Raw genomic sequence first — 19,371 nt, 5'->3', positions numbered from 1 at the left:
AGCGATTAGTGGCTGTTTAGCAGCGTGATCAGTGCGTCGGCGGTGGCCTCTGAGGACGCCGGGTTTTGCCCGGTAATCAGCAGGCCGTCGACCGCCACATGGCTGTGCCAGTCGTTCTTGCTGGTGTAATGGCCGCCGTTGGCGATCAGCATGTCTTGCACCAGGAAGGGCACCACTTCGGTGAGCTGCACCGCCGCTTCTTCGCTGTTACTGAACCCGGTGACTTTTTTACCGCTGACCAGCGGCTTACCGTTGGCCGCTTTCACATGGCGCAGCACGCCCGGTGCATGACACACCGCCGCCACTGGCTTGTTGAGTGCCTGGAAGCGTTCGATCAGGGCAATTGAGGTGCGGTCTTCGGCCAAATCCCACAGCGGGCCATGGCCGCCTGGGTAGAACACGGCATCGAAATCGTCCGCCTTTACCTGGCTTAACGGCACTGTGTTGGCCAGTGCTTGTTGCGCGGCCGGGTCGGCGTTGAAGCGGTCGGTAGCGGCGGTTTGCGCATCGGCATCAGCGCTTTTCGGGTCAAGGGGTGGCTGACCGCCCTTGGGCGAGGCCAGGGTCAGCTGCGCACCGGCATCCTTGAATACGTAATAAGGCGCAGCAAATTCCTCTAGCCAGAAACCGGTCTTATGGCCCGTATCGCCGAGTTGGTCGTGGGAAGTCAGAACCAGCAGAATCTTCATAACCTGCTCCTTGTAGGTAAATGCCCATTGCGAGCGTGAATGGCGTACAGCATAGGAGCCTTGCTCTGATTCGATAATTCAAAAGTTTTAATGACGAGTATCGAGAGGATGAATACCCCGCTCCGCTCGAATCTCTGTCCGTGCTGCCCGCCGCCACAGGCCTGGCTCTCGGGGTGCGACGGGATAGCGTCGCGCCGATTTAGGCCTCGGGCTTATAACCCAGGCGCAAACCACCCCAATGGCGACCCTGAACCATGATCGGCACCGACAGGTCGTGCATCAGCTCGCCGGTGTCGCGCATATAGGTTTGCAGCAGCAACGGCTTTTGATGGCTGCCGCAGCGGATGCCGGTGCGGTCGTTGAACAGGCGTTTGCTGCGGCTCTTCAGGGTGTCTACGGTACGGTCACCGCAGGGCGGATGATTGAAGGCGTTGTTGTGGGTCGGCACATAGCCTTCCGGGGTGCAGGCGATGGCGAACACCAGGCCTTCATGCTGGCTGAGCAGCGGCTCCTGAATGGTTGGCAGCACCTGATCGGCATAGCGGTCGAAGCGGGTGCTGTATTTGGCTGGGAAGCTACCGGCAATCGGTTGGTAGTGGCGGTCGAACAGGTCGCTGACGCTGACCCGGCCCGCCTGAATATCGCTTTCGAACTGCGCGGCAATCTGCGCGGCGGCGTTACGCGCGAGATCAAAAATACGCTGGTGATAGTCATCCAGGCCGACTTCGGCGAGTTGCTCGCTGATGCTTTCCGCTTGGCCGACCAGGCGCTCGGCGGCGTTACTGAGTTGGCGGGTTTGCCCTTCGCTGTCGTCGACATCGCTGCGTAATTGGCCGACGGCGACGGACAGTTCGGCCAGGCGTTCATGGTTATGCCGGGTGCCGCTGTCGATCTGCCCAACCTGGGCTTCGACATCCTCGGCCAGCTCGGCAATCCCCAGCAATTGCTCGCCGGTATGCTCGATTTGTTGCGCCGCCTGGGTGAGCTGCTCGGCTTGTTGTTGCATGTGGCTGACCACGGCGCCGCTTTGCTGGCGGATATCGCCGACGATCTGCGCGACCTCCTCGGTGGCGCTGCTGGTGCGCCCAGCGAGGTTGCGTACTTCATCGGCGACCACGGCAAAACCGCGGCCGAGCTCACCGGCGCGGGCCGCTTCGATGGCCGCATTGAGCGCCAGCAGGTTGGTCTGGCTGGCGATTGACTGGATCACTTGGGTGACTTTCTCGATCTGTTCGGTGCGGCTGCTGAGGCCATCAATCAGCTCGCGGCTGGTTGCCGTCTGCGCGCTCAACTGCTGCATGGCCTCGATCGCTTCACGCAGCTCTTGCTGCCCGCTGGCGCTGTTCTGGCGCACGCTTTGCGCGGCCAGCAGGGTTTGCTCGGCGCGCTGAGCGTTGTCCTGTTCGGTGTGGGTGATGGCCTCAGCGGCCTGGTTGATCTGCTCGGTGGCGCTCAGCTGCGAGTGCAGCTTGCCGGCCAGTTGCTGCGCCGCATGGGCCACTTCGGCTGCGGCCAGGGCGTTGTGGCAGGTTTGCCGCGACAGGCTCTGGCTGAGGTCGTTGAATGATGGATGCGGCGGATTGGCCTGCGCCAGCGGCTCTTCGTGCTGACGCTGCCAGGGCCCGAGCCAGGGCCAGAGCGCCAACAGCAGGAACGACGGAATGCTGATAAACCAGGGCAGCTGGATCTGTTGATAGGCCACCATTAATCCGGCCAGCCCGACGGCGTGCAGCAGGCAAGCCTTGGGATAGGTAATAAACGCGGAGCGCATGACAAACCTCATTATTCTTATTCTGGCCCAAGCAAGGCCAGAAACTGCCTGTGGCGCGCCGCTATGCAGTGGGCGGGCCATGCCTGCTGGAACCTGGGTGCGTGCAGTTGGATATGCCTGCTTAGGCAATCGGCCGCTGTCGACAATTCTATAGACCATAGTGGGTGACGCTCCCTGCGGCCAACCTTTGCTGAAAGGTTGATTCGAGCAGCCATGGGTGTATTCGACCATGACACTTTGGTCGCAGGAGCGTTAATCACTTAGCGTTTGGTTAACCCCGTGGGGTTAGGGCGCAGAGCGGCTAAAAACGATGACGCTGGATAAAACCCTTATCAAGAAAATCTTTCCAGCGGCCATAGAGTTGCCCGCCGGCGCTGTAGCCGTGCCAGTCCAGCAGGGCACCGCCGTCACCGGTGGCCAGCAGGGCCAGGCTCTGCCGCTGTGGGCGGTAGCGCTTGAGCGGCAAACCGCGCAGCGCCGCACTTAGGTTGGTGGCCAGCACCGGGCCCTGGCGAACTGCATACACCCCGCTCTTGCGTGCACCGGGCAGGCTGGCGCAGTCGCCCACAGCAAAAATTGTCGGGTGGGTGTAGCTCTGCAGAGTGGGAGCAATCAACACAAAGCCGCGCTCATCGCAGCCCAGGCCGCTGTGCTGCGGCCAGGCAAAGGCCTTGGCACCGCTGGCCAGCAATAACCGCTGGCCGCGCCAGACCGGCGCATTACCGCTGAGCAGGCAGTCGTTCTCGATGCGGCTGATTGGGCAATCCTCGCGTACTTCTACGCGGTGTTGGCGCAAGTGGCCGAGCGCGCGCAAACGCACCCCAGGCGACAAGCCATCGAGTAGATGGCCTGCGCAGAACAGCGCCAGCTGCGGCACCTGGCCGGCCAAGGCCAGGGCCAACTCGACCCCCGCCGCGCCGCCACCGAGAATGGCCATGGGCCGGGGCGCGGCCTGCCACTGCTGCCAACCGGCAAGGAACCTATCGAAGGGTTTGACGGCCAGCAGTTGCATGGCCTCGCCCTGCTGGGGCGGTGCGCTGATTTGCGCGCCGACGTTCAGCGATAACCAGCTGGCGTCGAGGGTACGGCCATCATCAAGCTGCACCTGCTGCTGGGCCGCGGACAAGCTCTCCACCGGGCTGATGATCAGCTCAACCTTGGCCGCACGACACAAGGTTTGCAGCTCCACCTGGCAATCTGCAGCGCTATGCCGGCCGGCCAACAGCCCTGGCAACATGCCGGAATACCAGGCCACCGGTCCGGCACTGAGCAGGGCGATACGCCCCGGCGGCCGTTCGACCAAGGCCCAGCGCCGCAGCACCCCGAGGTGAGCGTGGCCGGCGCCGATCAATAGCAGGTCATAGTGATGGGTCACGCCAAGCTTCCATAGGTTGGGTGTCTAACAGTGGCTGCATGGTAAAGACTTACCCGAGCTGTTGTCAGGGCAGCTTGCGTATTTGTGGCGCGGCGAAATAACTGGTCACGCTTTCACCGGTGTTGTCGCTGTCGGCAGCAAACACCACGCCGAGAATCTTGCGTGGTGCGCTGCCGAAGGCGGCAGTGGCGTCGGCGCGTAGATCGCGGGATTCCGTCAGCCACTCGCCCAGCGCGGCTTTAGGGCCGCGCAGCACCCGCATCTCCACCGTTTCGGTGTAGGCACTGCGGGCATGGGTGCCAGGGGCTTCGCGGTTATCCCAAACGTAGCTGAGGGTTGCCGCCGGCAGGTCGGGGTCGAAGAAGGTCCGCGCCAGGCGCAGCTTTTGTCGTGTGACAAAACTCAGCGAGTCCAGCGGGTAGTCGAGCAGCACATAGACTCGCGCGGCGTAGTCGTCGCCTTCGCGGGTGGCGAAGCGGGCTTTATCCAGGCGCTGTTCGGTGCGCCACTGCCAGCTCAGCTGCCAGGCTTGATCGCCGGGCAGGCTCAAGGGGTGCAGCAGTCCACCGGCGGCGGCATCGGCTTTGATCTGCAGTGCTTGCTGGCCATCCAGCTCGATCAGGCTGCGCTCAGACGGCTTGAGCTTGGGAATGTCCGCCAGCTTCCAAGGCGTGGACCATGCGGCGCTCGGCGGGCCTGCTGTCCAGGGCGTCAGCAGGTTCTCTGCCTGGGCCAGCGGTGCGGCGAGGATCAGCCCCAGCACTAACGCGCGCATCAGCTGCGCCGCCAGGTGTGGAAACGCTCAACCAGCCGCAACAGCCGTTGTGGGGCGTGGGCACGTTTCCATTCGCCGGCGGCATACTTGTTCGCCTCGCTCATGGTCGGGTAGCTGTGAATGGTGCCGAGAATCTTGTTCAGGCCCAGGTTGTACTTCATCGCCAGCACGTACTCGGTAAGCAGCTCACCGGCGTGTTCGCCAACGATGGTCACGCCGAGAATGCGGTCCTTGCCGGGCTCGGTGAGCACCTGCACATAACCATGGGCGGCTTCGTCGGCGATGGCGCGGTCGAGGTCGTCGATGCCGTAGCGGGTGACTTCATAGGCGGCATTTTGCGCTTGGGCTTCGCCCTCACTGAGGCCAACACGGGCCACTTCAGGATCGGTGAAGGTGCAGTGTGGAATCACCCGGTAATCCGCCTTGAAGCGTTTAAAACCGGCAAACAGCGCGTTGACCGCCGCGTACCAGGCCTGGTGGGCGGCCACGTGGGTGAATTGGTACGGCCCGGTGACATCGCCCACCGCAAATATATTGGGGAAGCGCGTGGCCAGGTATTCGTCAGTCTCCAGAGTGCCATTGTCACGCAGCGTCAGGCCCAGCTCCTCAGCACCGTAGCCGCTGACATTAGCTTTACGGCCGAGGGCCAGCAGCAGGCAGTCGAAGGCGATGGTCACCGGCTCGCCGGTGTCCAGGTTGCGGGCGATCATGCGGGTTTCACCGTCGACCACTTCAAAGCGTTCGGCCTGATGACCCAGGCGCAGGTCGACGCCATCAGCACGCAGGCTGGCCATTACCGCTTCGCTGGCGTTGGCGTCTTCACGGGGCAGCAGGCGGCCACCGCGTTCTACTTGAATCACTTGGCTGCCAAGGCGTTGGAAGGCCTGCGAGAGTTCGCAACCAATCGGCCCGCCGCCCAGCACCAGCAGCCAGCGCGGCTGCTGGCGCAGGGTCCAGATGGTGTCGGAGGTGTAAGCCTGCACCTGCTCAAGGCCAGGGATATCGGGCACGAACGGCCGCGCGCCGGCGGCGATGATCAGGTTGCGGCTGCTCAGGGTTTGGCCATTGACCTCGACCGTCCAGGGCGAAAGAATTTTCGCTTCACCCTCAATCACTTCGACGCCCAGGCCGGTGTAACGCTCCACCGAGTCATGCGGCTCGATATCGGCAATCACCCGCTGGATGCGCTGCATCACTGCCGGGAAATCCACCTGGCCCTGCACGCCGGTAAAGCCCAGGGCCTCACCCTTCTTCAGTTCGTTAGCCAGTTTGGCCGAGCGCAGCAGCGCCTTGGAGGGGACGCAGCCGGTGTTGAGGCAGTCGCCGCCCATCTGGTGTTTTTCAATCAGGCTGACCTTGGCCTTCACCGCCGCGGCGATATAGGCGCTGACCAGCCCGCCTGCGCCGGCACCAATCACCACCAGGTTGCGGTCGAAGGTTTTGGGTTTGTGCCAGCCTGCATACACCCGCCGCGCCTGAATCAGCCCGAGCAACTTGCGCGCGATCAGCGGGAACACCCCGAGCAGCACAAAGGCGCCGAGCAGCCCCGGCGAAAGAATGCCGGACAACGATTCCAGCTGGCCCAGCTCACGGCCTGCGTTCACATACACCAGAGTGCCGGGCAGCATGCCGAGCTGGCTGACCCACCAGTAGGTGCGCAGCGGCAGACGGGTCAGGCCCATGGCCAGGTTGATCAGGAAGAACGGAAACAGCGGCACCAGGCGCAGGGCGAACAGATAAAACGCGCCTTCGCGCTCGACTCCGGCATCGATGCTCGCCAAGCGCTGGCCAAAGCGGCTCTGCACCCAGTCACGCAGGAGAAAGCGGCTGCTGAGCATGGCCAGGCTCGCGCCCAACGTGGAGGCAAAAGAAATCAGCACGAAGCCCTCGATGAGCCCAAACAGCGCTCCGCCGAGCAGGGTCATCAGCGCCGCACCGGGCAGCGACAATGCGGTTACCGCGACATAGGCAAGAAAGAACAACCCCGCCGCCAGCCAAGGCTGCTCGGCGACCTGGGCGTTGAGTGCCACTTGCTGCGCTTTCAGCGCCTCAAGGTTGAGGTACTGGCCAATGTCGAAGACAAAGAAGCTGCCGAGCAAGGCGAGGATCAAGCCCATCAGGGCGATTTTGCGGCTATTCATCAGTCAGCGCCTCCAAGGCGCAGAGGCTTTGGCACAGGCTAAAGCCGGCCAGCAGGGCCTGCGACGGTTGGTCCGCCACAGTGCCAAGAATACGTGAGCGATAGGACTGCGCCGCCGGGCTGTGGGCGGGCCACTGGCGGTCGAAGTCGGCGAGAAAGGCAGCGTGGTCGTAGTTCAGCGGCAGGGCCTCGATAAACAATCCGTCGCGCTGGCAGCGATACAGCGCCGCCGGGTGCGGCGTGGTCGCGATGCGGCTAATTAGGCCATAACGGCCGCCGGCAAAGTTAGGCAGGCCAGCCGCGCCGTTATTGACCAGTGCGCCGTGCTTAAGGTTCAGCGCGACGGCGGCGCAGCTATGGCTGGTGGCCAGAACCTGCACATTGTGAGTGGCGAACCAGCTATCCAGCTGCTGCTGGCGGGCCGGCACACTCAGCGCTTCGCGCGAGCAATTCCAGCCGGCCAGGGACTGCTCATCGCCATGGCTGATGGCGACGCGCTGGCCACCGACGCTGACCAGCGCTGTACTCGGACGTGCAGCCAAGTGCTCGGCCATACCGGGCAAGCCTTGCACGGTTCGATTCAGTTCCATCTGAATGGCGTTGGAGCGCTCGACCACCTCGTCGTCCACGCTCATCGGGTAGGCGCAGCCGCAGCCAGCACCGCTGTCGTCGGCGCGGCCCAGCTCGGTTTCGACATTGCCGCGCAGGGTCAGGTGCGGGCTCAGCCCTTCTTCAATCTGCTGGAAAATCTGCGGGTCGCGGTCAAACCAATGCGCATCGCCATTGAACACCACTCGGGCATTGGGCTCGGTAACCAGGCGCCGTTGCAGCGCAGCCAGGGCCTGGCGATTGCCATACAGGCCACCCACTACATACAGCGTTGCGCATTCGAACAGCGGTTCACCGCTAAAGGCATCCCGCGCCAGGCGGTAGTCCAGCGGGCAATCGCGGCCGGCGCGCATCAGGCTGCGCCTCGTTGACCGGCGCGCAGCCAGCCGGGAACCAGATAGCCCAGCACACAAAGGCCCAGGCCATACAGGTTAGTGCCGAGTAGCAGCGCGTATTTGCCGTCGCCAATGGCCCAGCTTGGCGGGATCCAGCCCAGCGTCAGGGCCACGCCCAAGCCCAGACCAGTCCAGAAACTCAGGTGAAAGCCCAGGCGGGTTGGCGTGGTCAGGCCGTGCAGGATAAACACTGGTGCCAGACCGATCACCATGGTGCCGCTGATGGTGGTGGCTTTGAGAATGTCGGTGCCGGCGATCATCGGCAGGTTGCCGAGCAGGGCGAACAGCACCATCACCGCCATGCCCACGCCGATGGCTTTCTGGCCCAGGTCGCGGCCGGCCAACTTAGGCAGCTCACGCCCGGCCAACTTGGCCAAACTGGAGAAGGTTGAGTCCAGGGTTGAGCCCGCGGCAGAGACCATCACCACGGTCATCACCATTAACGCGCCGATGCCCATGGTCTTGGCCAGGGCGGCGGGTACGTTGTCTGAGGCCGCTAAACCAGTGAGCTGCGCATGGACGCCGATCAGGCTGAACGCGAGGATGGCGATAAAGCCCAGTACGCCGGCAATCACGAATGAGCGGCGCATGGTTTTCTCTTCGCTGATAAAGCCGCGATCAGTCAGCACCGGGTCATGGAAGCCATAGCTGAAGGCCTGCAGACCGGCGACCAGCAGCAGATCGACGCCGGCATTCAGTGCCCAGTGGCTGGTGCTGGCCAGCTCGCTGGGGGAATGCTGCGGGAGTACTAGGCCGAGTACCCAGACCAGCGCGACGATAAAGATCGCCGCCTGCGCCGCATCGGTAAGGATCGAGCTACGCAGGCCGCCGCGCAGGCTATAGGCCAGCGTCACGGCGGTAAACAGCAAGGCCGCGCCGATAAACTCAAGGCTGCCGGCGTCGCCGTAATAACCACCAACCACGGCGGTGTTGCTCCACACCTCGTTAAACAGGCGGATCAGGATGGCGGCAGAAAACGCCAGCGCCGCGCCACGGCCATAATGGCTGCTGAGAAAACTCACCAGCCCCGTGGCCGCATAACGCCGGCGCAGGCGGTAGATGACGAAGCCGGTCAGCGGAATCGACAGCCAATACATGGCGTAGGCCAGGCCGCCGATCAGGCCGTAACTGGCTCCCAGATTGGCGGCGTTGGTCACCGACTTGGCGAAGATCCAGCTGATAAAAATGCTTGAGGTCAGCAACCAAGGCGCAGCACTGCGGCCTTGATTGTCTTCACCGTTGAAGAAGCCACCGAGGGTCACTGCGCGCGGCGACAGCGCCACCATCAGCGCGCCATACACCAGCAGAAACCCCCAGAAAAACAGCCCGACCGTGCTGCTCATAGGTTCACTCCAAGCTTATTCATTTAATGCGCCGCCACAGCTGGAGCCCTGTCCAGCGGTGCAGGCGTAGCAGTGGTCGCGGGTAACAATCGGGTTGCCATCGAGTGTGGCGCCGAGCAGGTCACGCAAATGCGCGCGCTGGCAGCCAATCAACTGGCCTTGCAAGGGCAGTGGCAGATCGAGCATCTGGTTGAAATCGCAGTCGTACAGATAACCCTGCCAGTCGACGCTGACCAGCGAGCGGCACATCAGTGCGTCGAGGTTTTCCGGGCGATAACTGTCGCGCAGCAATTGCATGTAGGTGTTGAACTGGCCCTTGCTGACCAAGGTGCTGCCAAAGCGCGCAATCGGCTGGTTGGTAATGGTCAGCAGGTGGTTGAAGACGATTCCGAAATCTTCCGCCAGGTGCTGCTTATAGTCGGCCTCAAGGCCTTGCTGAGGCGGCGGCAAGCTTGGCCCTTGCGGGTTGTACACCAGATTCAGAATCAGGCCGCTGCCGGGTTGGCCATAGCCGAGGGCGTTGAGCTGTTGCAGGCCTTTGATACTGGCCTCGAATACGCCATCGCCGCGCTGTTTATCGACGTTATCCCGTGAGTAGCATGGCAACGAGGCGCTGACCTCCACGCCTTGCTCGGCAAGGAACTGGGCCAGGTCTTCATAGCCGGGCTCACTGAGGATGGTCAGGTTGCAGCGGTCGATCACCCGCAGGCCTTCACGGCGCGCATGTACAACAATTTCACGAAAACGTGGGTGCATTTCCGGTGCGCCGCCGGTGAGGTCCAAGGTTTGCACCGGGTGCGCATCGATTACTTGATGCAATAACGCCAGGCTTTCGTCTGTCATTTCCTCGGTGCGCGTTGGCCCGGCATTCACGTGGCAATGCAGGCAGCGCTGGTTGCAGCGGTAGGTCAGGTTGATCTGCAGCGCTTCCAGTGGCCCCCGGCGGATTGCCGGAAAAGCCAGTTGGTCGAGCAAGGGCAGCATGGCGTGCACAGTTGGCTCCTTTATGAGGGGCGCGCCGGGTGGGCGCAGCGGGCTGAATAGGCTCAGCCGTGATGTCGCCACTATAGAGAGTGCACGCGGGGTTTTGTTACACAGCTGGATAGAAGAATGCCGTGCAATTAGTTGTACGGATCTTATACAAATAAGGCAGTATCGGCTAACAGTCGTTAGCCTGGGGATTACCGATGTTGCGTTTGAGTCTGTTTTTTCTCGCGGGCTTTCTGGCCGTGCCGTTTTTTCACCAGCCTGTGCTGGGCTTGCTTCATGCACTGGCAGTGGTGCCATTTGCGCCGTTCAACCTGAGCCCTACTGCGCCATTGGGAGTGCCTGCGTTACTTTCGGCATCCTTCTGGGGTGGGCTCTGGGCGGTGGTGATGCTGCTGGTGCTGCGTTGGCAGGCAGGCACCCCACAACCTTGGCTCAAGGCCCTGCTGTTCGGCGGTATCGCCCTGACCACCGTCGCTTTGCTGGTGGTGTTTCCACTCAAGGGGATGGGTTTTGATCCGGTGAAGCTGCCGGGGCGTTTTCTGATCGGCTTTCTGGTTAACGCCGCCTGGGGTGTCGGTACGTTGATTTTTGCTCGAACCCTGCTGCCACGTTAATAAAGGAGATCACCATGCTTGTCCGCCTCACCTATGCCAGCCGAGCCAGTCACAGCGTGTCTGCTGAGCTGATTCGCGAAATTCTCGACAGTTCGCAGCGCAACAACCCGCGTAAAGGCCTGACCGGGATTCTTTGCTGCAACGCCGATATCTTCCTGCAGGCGCTGGAAGGCCCGCGGGCCGAGGTTAATGCCTTGTACAACCGCCTGGCCGATGACACCCGGCACAAGGAGTTGACCATCCTCGACTACGCCGAAATCAGCATGCGCCGTTACAGCAACTGGAGCATGGGTTGGGCCGGGGCCAAGCAGACCAACCGCGAGCTGTTTCTCAAGTATTCGGCCAGCGACCGCTTTGATCCGTTCAACATGAGCGCCGAGCAAATTACCGGTCTGCTACTGGAGCTGAGTGAGACCGTCAGCACGCTTAAATCGCCTGTTCTCAGTTAGAACCTCAGTGGCTCAGCCCACTGGCCGCTACAGCTTGGGAATGCGCTCTAGCAGGCTGATATCCAGGCGCAATAAGCGTACGCAGCGTTCGTCGCGTAACTCTTTGGCTGATTGATTGCTGCGTTGGCGTAGCAGCAGGCACACCAGATTGAGCACCAGCGCCTCGCGCGAAAAGACACCGCTACTGAGGGTGTAAAACGCGGTAATCAGCTCGCGCAGGCCGAACGGCAACCGCCAGCGGATGCGCAGCGCCGAGCCGAAGCTGGCGGCGCGTTGCTGAAGGCTTTGCGGGATTTGCTCGTCACGCAGTACGCCGCCAGCGTCCTGCCAATCTTGCAGGCTACGCAGCAATGCCAGCTCACCGATGTTGTGCAACAGCGCGGCGGTAAAGCACAGCTCGGCATCCAGATGCAGCTCGTTGGCCAGCCAGCGCGCCAGATCGGCACTGCGCTGGGCGCTCTCCCAGGCACTGTTGGCCAGCTCGGCCAAGCGCGGGTCGCTGAGTTGCGCGTTGCGCTGCACGGCCATGCCCAGCACCAGATTCAACGTGCGCGCCACGCCCAGGCGTGGCAGTGCCTGGCTCAGGGTTTGACAGGGCACGCCCTGATGCTGGGCAGCACTGTTGGCCGCAGCGATCAGGCGCGCAGTGATCTGCGGGTCACGGGAAAAGATCTGTTCAAGTTCACGCAGGTTGGTTTCGTCGCCTTTCAGGCACTGGCTCACCGAGTCACGTACCGAGGCTAACAGCGGCGCGCCCTGGCCTTCTTCACGCACCGCGTTGAGGTACTCATCCAGGCTGTCGACGAGCAGAGGGGCGTTAGCGTTCATCGCTGGCGCCTCTGCGCTGCCGAGAATGGCCAATAGGCGCTGGCGCAGTTGTTCGGCATTGAACGGTTTAGCCAGGTAGGCCGTCGGTGCCAGCGGCCGTGTAGCGCGCACGCTGTTGGCATCCAGGCGGCTGCTGATTAGGATAAATGGCAGTGCCGGGGTGCGTGGGTGACGGCGCAGTTGGCGCAGCAGTTCCAGGCCATCGACCCCCGGCAGGTCGCCATCGGCAATCACCAGATCCGGCAGGCGCCGTTTGCATTTGGCCAGCGCCGCTTCGCCGTCGGTGACGCGCAGAATGCGTGCATCGGGGCGAACATCACGAACCAGTTGCACGAGCAGATCGGCAGTCCAGGGTTCTGCTTCGGCGATCAGAATCTCCGCAGCCTTGGCCGTAGCAGTCATGGAAACCTCAGAGAAAAGCGTCATAGCAAAATAATGGCTTCAGCGCAGCCAGCCGCGCGCAGTGTAAGGGAAAGCCAGTCACGCGCGCATGCAACGCGAGAAAATCTTGAGCACTTAGCCAAGTTTAAATCATGGCTGAATAGGCTGTTCTAGAGCGGTTGGTTTAGATAAAAAACCGGCATGAGGCATTTTGCCACGGTTTCAAATCCGCCCTGAAACAGGTGCGATATAGCCGTGGATTTCAGTGCTGAGCCTGATACGGCGGTAGAAAACAAAAGACCCGCCTAAGCGGGTCTTTTGCATGAACAGCTGAGTATCAGGCCAGTTCGTCGAAGCACTCGGCGAGGATCGCCAGACCCTTCTCCAGTTGTGCGTCGGGAATGGTCACGGGCATCAGGAAACGAATGACGTTGTAGTAAGTGCCGCACGACAGCAGGATCAAGCCCTTCTCACGTGCACGCGCAACGATCTTGCCGACCAATGCCGCCGCCGGGGTGCGCTTCTCGTCGCCCTCGAACAGTTCAATGGCAATCATCGAGCCCAGACCGCGGACATCGCCAATCACCTTGTGCTTGGCTTGGATCGCGCGCAGACCGGTTTTGACTTTCTCACCCAGCGCTTGTGAACGCTCCAGCAGGTTTTCTTCGTCGAAGACCTTCAACACGGCCAAGGCCGCTGCGCAGGCAATCGGGCTGCCGGCATAGGTGCCGCCCAGGCCGCCGGGTGCGATCACGTCCATGATTTCGGCTTTGCCGCACACGCCCGCGATCGGGAAGCCACCGCCGACCGACTTGGCGAAGGTGGTCAGGTCCGCAATTACGCCCAGTTGCTCGGTGGCAAAGAAGGTGCCGGTACGACCCGCGCCGGTTTGTACTTCGTCAGCGATCAGCAGAATGCCGTGCTCGTCGCACAGGGCACGCAGGCGCTGCATGAAGGCTGGAGAGTTGGTGTAGAAACCGCCCTCGCCCTGCACCGGCTCGATGATGATGGCCGCGATGTCGCTCGGCTGCGCATCGTTCTTGAAGATGCGTTCGATGCTGGCGATCGACGCGTCTTCACTCACACCGTGCAGCTCACACGGTGCCAGCGCACGGAAGATACCGCCTGGCATCAGGCCCATACCGGCCGAGTAAGGCACGACTTTACCGGTCAGCCCGAGGGTCATCATGGTGCGGCCGTGGTAGGCGCCAGTGAAGGCGATCACGCCGGCACGGCCAGTGGCGGCGCGGGCAATCTTCACGGCGTTTTCGACCGCTTCCGAGCCGGAGGTCACCAGCAGGGTTTTCTTGTCGAAGTCACCCGGTACGCGCTTGGCGATTTCTTCGCACAGCTCGACATAGGGTTCGTAAGCCAGCACCTGGAAGCAGGTGTGCGACAGCTTGGTCAGCTGCTCTTGTACCGCGGCTACTACCTTAGGGTGCAAGTGGCCGGTGTTGAGTACGGCGATACCGCCGGCGAAGTCGATAAACTCGCGGCCTTCGACGTCCCATACGGTGGCGTTTTCCGCGCGCTCAGCGAAGATCGGGTGGATCTGGCCGACACCGCGTGGAACGGCAGCCATCCGGCGTTGCATCAAAGATTCGTTGGTCTTGCTCATGGTGTCCTCATTCGCCGTTTAATCGCGGCGTGGTTCAAGGATGTGTTACCGGGAGGGCTTGGCAGTATTCGATGATCGACTGCCGCAGCACACCCGGCCACAGGGTCTGTCCATATAAACGCAGAAGGTGCAGCGCTCTCGTGCACCTCTGCGCAGTTACTTCGCCGGGGGTTAGATACCCAGGCAGAGGTATTTGATTTCCAGGTAGTCCTCAATGCCGTACTTCGAGCCTTCGCGGCCCAGACCGGAGGCTTTGACGCCGCCGAACGGCGCGACTTCATTGGAGATCAACCCGGTGTTAACGCCCACCATGCCGTACTCCAGTGCTTCCGCTACACGGAACACACGGCCCAAATCACGGGCATAGAAGTAAGAGGCTAGGCCGAACTCGGTGTCGTTGGACATGGCAATGACTTCGGCCTCGTCCTTAAAGCGGAACAGCGGGGCCAGCGGGCCGAAGGTTTCTTCCTTGGCCACCGCTGCATGCTTCGGCACGTCGACCAGGATGGTTGGCTCGAAGAAGCTGCCGCCCAAGGTGTGCGGCTTGCCACCGGTGAGCAGGCGCGCGCCTTTGCTCAATGCATCGGCAATGTGCTCCTGCACTTTGGCCACAGCTTTGTCGTCGATCAGCGGGCCAGTGGTGGTGCCCTCTTGCAGGCCGTTACCGATCTGCAGCTTGGCCACCGCAACCGCCAGTTTCTCGGCGAAGGCGTCGTATACGCCGTCCTGAATGTACAGGCGGTTAGCGCAGACGCAGGTCTGGCCGTTGTTGCGGAACTTGGAAATGATCGCGCCTTCGACGGCCTTATCCAGGTCTGCGTCGTCGAACACGATGAACGGCGCGTTGCCGCCCAGTTCCAGGGACACCTTTTTGATGTCCTTGGCGCATTCGGCCATCAGCTGGCGGCCGATATCCGTCGAGCCCGTGAAGGACAACTTACGCACGATCGGGTTGCTGGTCAGCTCGCTGCCGATATCGCCGGCGCTGCCGGACACCACGCTGAACACACCGGCAGGAATACCGGCACGCTGGGCCAGCTCAGCCAGGGCAAACGCCGAAAAAGGCGTTTGCGACGCAGGCTTGAGCACCATGGTGCAGCCCGCGGCGAGCGCCGGGCCGGCTTTACGGGTGATCATCGCCGCCGGGAAGTTCCACGGGGTAATTGCTGCCGTCACGCCAATTGGCTGCTTGATCACGATCAAGCGCTTGTCTGGTTGGTGACCGGGAATCACATCGCCATAGACGCGCTTGGCTTCTTCGGCGAACCACTCAATAAAGGAGGCGGCATAAACGATTTCGCCTTTAGCTTCAGCCAATGGCTTGCCCTGCTCCAGGGTCATCAGGCGCGCGAGGTCGTCCTGATTTTCGATGATCAGCTCGAACCAGCGACGCAGTTTGTTGGCGCGGTCCTTGGCGGTCAGTGCACGCCAGGCCGGCAGCGCTTTCTCTGCGGCTTCAATGGCGCGACGGGTTTCGGCCGCGCCCATTTTTGGGACTGTACCGAGAATTTCGCCAGTTGCCGGGTTATTCACGTTGATGGTCTGGCCGCTGTCGGCGTCCAACCAAACACCGTCGATATAAGCTTGCTGACGGAACAGCTGGGTGTCTTTCAGTTGCATGGCAGTCTCCTCAATTCCGACACCCTGGCATCGGTACCTGTCATCGAATGCGCCGCCCTACAGCGTCGCTGGATTTGATCGTTGGGCTTATGCTGCTTAATAAACGCGCAAAAAAGCGTAGCGCAGATGATTTCAGCAAGAGCGTTTGAAATCTCAAACGAATGCTAGGGTTAAGAGGGGTAAAGGGCAATAGTATGTTCGAAAAAATTAACGAGGACTGTGCATATTCCCTGCTCGCAGGCCCAGATAGCCAGGCGGCGGTTCCCGTGCAGAATCACGAACAAAGTAGCGGCATGGACGCCCGCCAGCGAGATGCGTATGATTGCGCCGCGTTGCACCAGTAGCTCAGCTGGATAGAGTACTGCCCTTCGAAGGCAATACTCGTCGGGTTGAGAAGGGTGGCAGCTAGTGGTCAAATGACCACCGCGACAATTACGCACCAGTAGCTCAGCTGGATAGAGTACCGCCCTCCGAAGGCAATACTCGTTGGGTTGAGAAGGGTGACAGCTAGTGGTCAAATGATCGCCGCAACAATTACGCACCAGTAGCTCAGCTGGATAGAGTACCGCCCTCCGAAGGCGGGGGTCGTGGGTTCGAATCCCGCCTGGTGCGCCATATCTTTTTGATTTATAGGGATTTTTAAAAATCCGTAAAATCGACCTGCTCTAATCCCAGCTACATCTCGAAACTTAAACTGCCCTACTTGCAGCCCAAGATGAGCACTGCCTGGGCGACTCGTTTTAGGTTGATTTTCGCGCTGTGCCAATTCTGTGCCTAAACCGTGCCTAACGTTTGGCCGCTTCAGTTAACGAGCCAGACTTTTGAGTACTAGCTTAAAATTGGATTGCAGCATGCTGCACGCTTTGCAGATCACTCTGGAACGCTTGGATGTCCTGGAGTCTGCTGGTTACGGCCTAAATAAGATTCTACTGGTTGGTAATCAAAATCGAGCACATCTGAAATACGAACTTGATGGTGCATGTCCTAACCCAAACAGCCTCTTAGACAAGACATGACCGGACGAGGACTTAAAGGCTACGTCCATTCTGGCCAAGACTCGACAAGTCTCCGTAGCTGATACGGGCTTCCTGCTCAAGCAAATATCTGGCGTGCTCAATCAGGCATCACCCGCTTTCCGGTCTATCACGAGAGTCATGCTACGCCGCCCGTTGACACGAAATACATCTATCCCATTGAGGAACTGCTGATACTCCCAGCCTGTTCCAGTTAGCTTGCGCCAGTAACGCTTGGTTTCGCATTGTTTACAGACGCTGCTAAATCCGCCGTCACTCTGAGCGGTTAACTCGCATGTCGCAGCGCAAACCGGACAACCACTAAGCGCCTGAAGCTCTTTTAAGCGACTATCGAATGCCTGCCCTAGTTCTGGACGTGCATGTTTTGCAAACGATGCCTGCATGTTGGCCGCATCTTCGTCCGCGAGGTGACTCAGCACTTGCAACTGGTTGCCCTGGACTTTGAGCCCTTTGATCATTTGCCCCGCCACAGCAACCGGCCCTGGTAACGGCATCACCGGCACGGCGTAACCAGCAAGCATTACTCGGGTTAGCACCTGATCCACCAGCGCCCCCATACGCTCCACCACATAGAGATCCATCGGGGAAACGCGAAGCGCACAACCAATGAGGACAGTATCTAGGCTGTCTTCAAGTTCTATACCCGGCCAGCAAATGACACGCTGACTTGGCAGTTCTTTGATGTCATCCGGCAAAGCACATGAGCATGCCCAAGGCACCAGCTCTAGCTTGGTATTGTTATCGACCATAAGCTGCCAGTTCAGCCCGTTTTGTCGAATACTGATCTGGCGATTTGCCCAGCTGGCGCTGCCATCGTTTAGTGGAACATAGCGCAACAGGGCCTGACGCAGAACAAGACCGGTGTAGACGCTGTAGTCCAGCTCTAGCTGTTGATTAGCTGCAAGCACTTGCGCAGGGGTGCGGTTAGCTTGCTGGCAAGCATTGTGCAGCTCATCCCATAACAACGCGACATGCCGATAATGCTGGTCATGGGTAAGGATATTGGTCCGATGCAGCGAGGCGCCTACTCGTAAAGAGCGCGGGACTTGCAGATACAAACCGCCTTGCTTAAGGCCACGGATACATTTGAGCTGTGCACTGACCGTACCCAGGGTGTTCTGGGTTTCTTCCAGCTGCTGCTTTGTCTGCTCTGTACAGTAGGTTTCCCCCCACAAAGCGCATATCTCGCGGATAAGCAGATAGTGCAAGTCAGCACTCTGCGAGAACTTCAACGTTTTTTCTAAACCGTCCCGCAGCGCTTGAAGGCGCTTCAAACGGCGGGTTAAATATTTATCCAGCTCGTCCAGTAAACGTGCGTAAACACGATTTTCGTAAATCGAATAATCATCCTCGCTGAATCGAGCCAGAACTTTGCGCGGCGTCACGCCAAGCAAACTCATGCTTTGCCAGCACTCAGAATGTGACGCTAGATGGGTGTAGGTACTACTGGTCAGGCGACGGGCACGGGAAACCTCAGTAACTGTCTCTTCGTACTTAAGGTCAACGCGCGGACGCTTTGCAATTGACTGTAAATGACCTGCTTTCAAAACCTCGGCCAACTGTTGCTCCAGAGCATTCATATGCCCCTGCTCGCTAATAATGGCCGCTGGCATAAGTGGCGAGGGATGCTCGTCGCCGGCTGCCATCAATCTGACTATGGAAGTAACTGCGTCGCAAAACAGCTCTAAATCATCCTCAGCATCTTTCTCTGTGGGGGTGAAGGGCGATACTAGCGCCTCCAATTGACAGCGGCTTGAACCATCAGTACATAGCAAGCTATCTATCTCAAGCGACGTATGACGGTTTAGGGTTGCCTTCTGACGAAGCAGATAGCGACCCGAAGACACCGTCTCAGGCAACCCATTAAGAGGCTGCCCGGTAATACGATCATGTAGCCTCATGCACCGCGTTCCTTGCGCCGACGATCTTCAACGATCAGCAGCTTAGATTTGACAGCTTCGCCACCCTTGATTTCCTTCCAAAACTGGTCGAGTGCATCTTCTACCCGGCCGAGTTGTTCAACGGAAATGTCGAAGCGCTTGGTAACCTTGCCAGGTCTCATCACCCGCGTGGAAAGCAGGTGATCCAAGGCATCCTGCTTTGAAGCACCGCACTCGATCATCACGGGGATGAAGCGCTTAGCTTGACGTTCAAAACGGTTACCCCAACCAAAATCGAAGCTCTCAGCTAAGACGCTTGTCAGATCGCTGTACTTGAGCTGCTCCAGCAGTTCCTGTACGTCGTCTTGGTTCACTGCAATAGCCTTGTCAAACCGATCTTGCAGAGAGCTGAATGAATATCTTATTGGCGGTAGCTTTTGGATATCGAAGGTCTCTTCCTGACGTGGCAGGATCATCACATGAGCACGGTCATAGGTTTTGTCGGCCAGTTCATTGGTTGTCTCATCTTGGTTAGCCGTACCAATAAACCAGAGATTTTCCGGAACAAGTATTTTGCGCTGCTCTTTAAGAAAGCGAGGTGCATCCGTCAGGCAGTTTTCACTCAAGCTAATAAGGCGCTCACTAGCACTGTTTATTTCCAACGCTGAGAGAAACTCTGCAAAATACTGTTCAGGTCGTGAGAGGTTCATCTCATCGAGCAGGATAATATTGCAGCGATCTTTAAATGCTTCGGTCTGAGCTTGATAAAGTGCTTGCAGGCAGGGCGGTTGCAGGAGCTGAGTGCAACACGGTTATTGAATTGAAGCCGGAGCATCATGCCGCATAGCCAAGGCTTCCTG

At 59.9% G+C, this 19,371-nt stretch carries 15 protein-coding genes and 1 tRNA gene; 3 read left to right on the top strand and 13 right to left on the bottom strand.

Annotated elements, in window-relative coordinates:
- Window positions 1–5 precede the first annotated feature (5 nt).
- From N1078_RS15105 to arsS, 8 genes are all read right to left on the bottom strand, one after another.
- Window positions 6–689: a type 1 glutamine amidotransferase domain-containing protein gene (locus N1078_RS15105; protein ID WP_274088986.1), complete on the bottom strand. Its 684-nt coding sequence runs from the start codon at window positions 687–689 to the stop codon at window positions 6–8.
- Window positions 690–888: 199 nt separating this feature from the next.
- The gene (locus N1078_RS15100; RefSeq protein ID WP_443218117.1) at window positions 889–2,394 is read right to left on the bottom strand and encodes a methyl-accepting chemotaxis protein; all 1,506 of its coding nucleotides are present in this window, start codon (window positions 2,392–2,394) and stop codon (window positions 889–891) included.
- A 367-nt stretch (window positions 2,395–2,761) separates the two neighbouring features.
- Window positions 2,762–3,835 carry an FAD-dependent oxidoreductase gene (locus tag N1078_RS15095; RefSeq protein WP_274088984.1) on the bottom strand — a complete coding sequence of 358 codons (1,074 nt, stop codon included), beginning with the start codon at window positions 3,833–3,835 and terminating at the stop codon, window positions 2,762–2,764.
- A 64-nt stretch (window positions 3,836–3,899) separates the two neighbouring features.
- A complete protein-coding gene (locus tag N1078_RS15090) occupies window positions 3,900–4,610 on the bottom strand; it encodes a DUF3047 domain-containing protein (protein WP_274088983.1) in 711 nt (236 codons plus the stop codon).
- Window positions 4,610–6,751 (bottom strand): FAD-dependent oxidoreductase, encoded by a 2,142-nt coding sequence (locus tag N1078_RS15085; RefSeq protein WP_274088982.1) that lies wholly within the window; start codon window positions 6,749–6,751, stop codon window positions 4,610–4,612. Before N1078_RS15085 ends, N1078_RS15090 begins: the two co-directional genes overlap by 1 nt.
- Window positions 6,744–7,712: a hypothetical protein gene (locus tag N1078_RS15080; protein WP_274088981.1), complete on the bottom strand. Its 969-nt coding sequence runs from the start codon at window positions 7,710–7,712 to the stop codon at window positions 6,744–6,746. Before N1078_RS15080 ends, N1078_RS15085 begins: the two co-directional genes overlap by 8 nt.
- Window positions 7,712–9,097: a sodium:solute symporter gene (locus tag N1078_RS15075; protein WP_274088980.1), complete on the bottom strand. Its 1,386-nt coding sequence runs from the start codon at window positions 9,095–9,097 to the stop codon at window positions 7,712–7,714. Before N1078_RS15075 ends, N1078_RS15080 begins: the two co-directional genes overlap by 1 nt.
- A 15-nt stretch (window positions 9,098–9,112) precedes the next feature.
- Window positions 9,113–10,081, bottom strand: coding sequence for an arsenosugar biosynthesis radical SAM (seleno)protein ArsS (gene arsS / locus N1078_RS15070; protein WP_274089017.1), 969 nt, complete (start codon window positions 10,079–10,081; stop codon window positions 9,113–9,115).
- 203 nt (window positions 10,082–10,284) lie between these two features.
- Between arsS and N1078_RS15065 the strand changes: the two genes are divergently transcribed.
- Together N1078_RS15065 and N1078_RS15060 are read left to right on the top strand one after the other, a co-directional pair.
- Window positions 10,285–10,701 carry a hypothetical protein gene (locus tag N1078_RS15065; RefSeq protein ID WP_274088979.1) on the top strand — a complete coding sequence of 139 codons (417 nt, stop codon included), beginning with the start codon at window positions 10,285–10,287 and terminating at the stop codon, window positions 10,699–10,701.
- Window positions 10,702–10,715: 14 nt separating this feature from the next.
- On the top strand, window positions 10,716–11,150 hold the full coding sequence (locus tag N1078_RS15060; RefSeq protein WP_274088978.1) for a BLUF domain-containing protein: 435 nt from the start codon (window positions 10,716–10,718) through the stop codon (window positions 11,148–11,150).
- A 27-nt stretch (window positions 11,151–11,177) separates the two neighbouring features.
- On the opposite strand, the gene N1078_RS15055 is transcribed toward N1078_RS15060, so the two are convergent.
- From N1078_RS15055 to gabD, 3 genes are all read right to left on the bottom strand, one after another.
- Window positions 11,178–12,380 (bottom strand): HDOD domain-containing protein, encoded by a 1,203-nt coding sequence (locus N1078_RS15055; RefSeq protein ID WP_274088977.1) that lies wholly within the window; start codon window positions 12,378–12,380, stop codon window positions 11,178–11,180.
- A 316-nt stretch (window positions 12,381–12,696) separates the two neighbouring features.
- Window positions 12,697–13,977 carry a 4-aminobutyrate--2-oxoglutarate transaminase gene (gene gabT / locus N1078_RS15050; RefSeq protein ID WP_274088976.1) on the bottom strand — a complete coding sequence of 427 codons (1,281 nt, stop codon included), beginning with the start codon at window positions 13,975–13,977 and terminating at the stop codon, window positions 12,697–12,699.
- 171 nt (window positions 13,978–14,148) lie between these two features.
- On the bottom strand, window positions 14,149–15,597 hold the full coding sequence (gene gabD, locus N1078_RS15045; RefSeq protein WP_274088975.1) for an NADP-dependent succinate-semialdehyde dehydrogenase: 1,449 nt from the start codon (window positions 15,595–15,597) through the stop codon (window positions 14,149–14,151).
- Window positions 15,598–16,135: 538 nt separating this feature from the next.
- Between gabD and N1078_RS15040 the strand changes: the two genes are divergently transcribed.
- Window positions 16,136–16,212: transfer RNA gene (locus tag N1078_RS15040), tRNA-Arg, on the top strand.
- 502 nt (window positions 16,213–16,714) lie between these two features.
- Here N1078_RS15040 and N1078_RS15035 read toward each other — a convergent pair.
- Complete coding sequence (locus N1078_RS15035; RefSeq protein ID WP_274088974.1) at window positions 16,715–18,532, bottom strand: hypothetical protein; 1,818 nt, start codon at window positions 18,530–18,532, stop codon at window positions 16,715–16,717.
- Entirely contained in the window at window positions 18,529–19,221 is a 693-nt protein-coding gene (locus tag N1078_RS15030; protein ID WP_274088973.1) for a hypothetical protein, read from the bottom strand. Before N1078_RS15030 ends, N1078_RS15035 begins: the two co-directional genes overlap by 4 nt.
- Between the last annotated feature and the right edge of the window lie 150 nt (window positions 19,222–19,371).

The organism is Pseudomonas sp. MIL19 (assembly GCF_028680365.1).
GTDB classification, from domain to species: Bacteria; Pseudomonadota; Gammaproteobacteria; order Pseudomonadales; family Pseudomonadaceae; genus Aquipseudomonas; species Aquipseudomonas spirodelae.
This window is presented reverse-complemented; position numbering and strand designations above follow the sequence as displayed.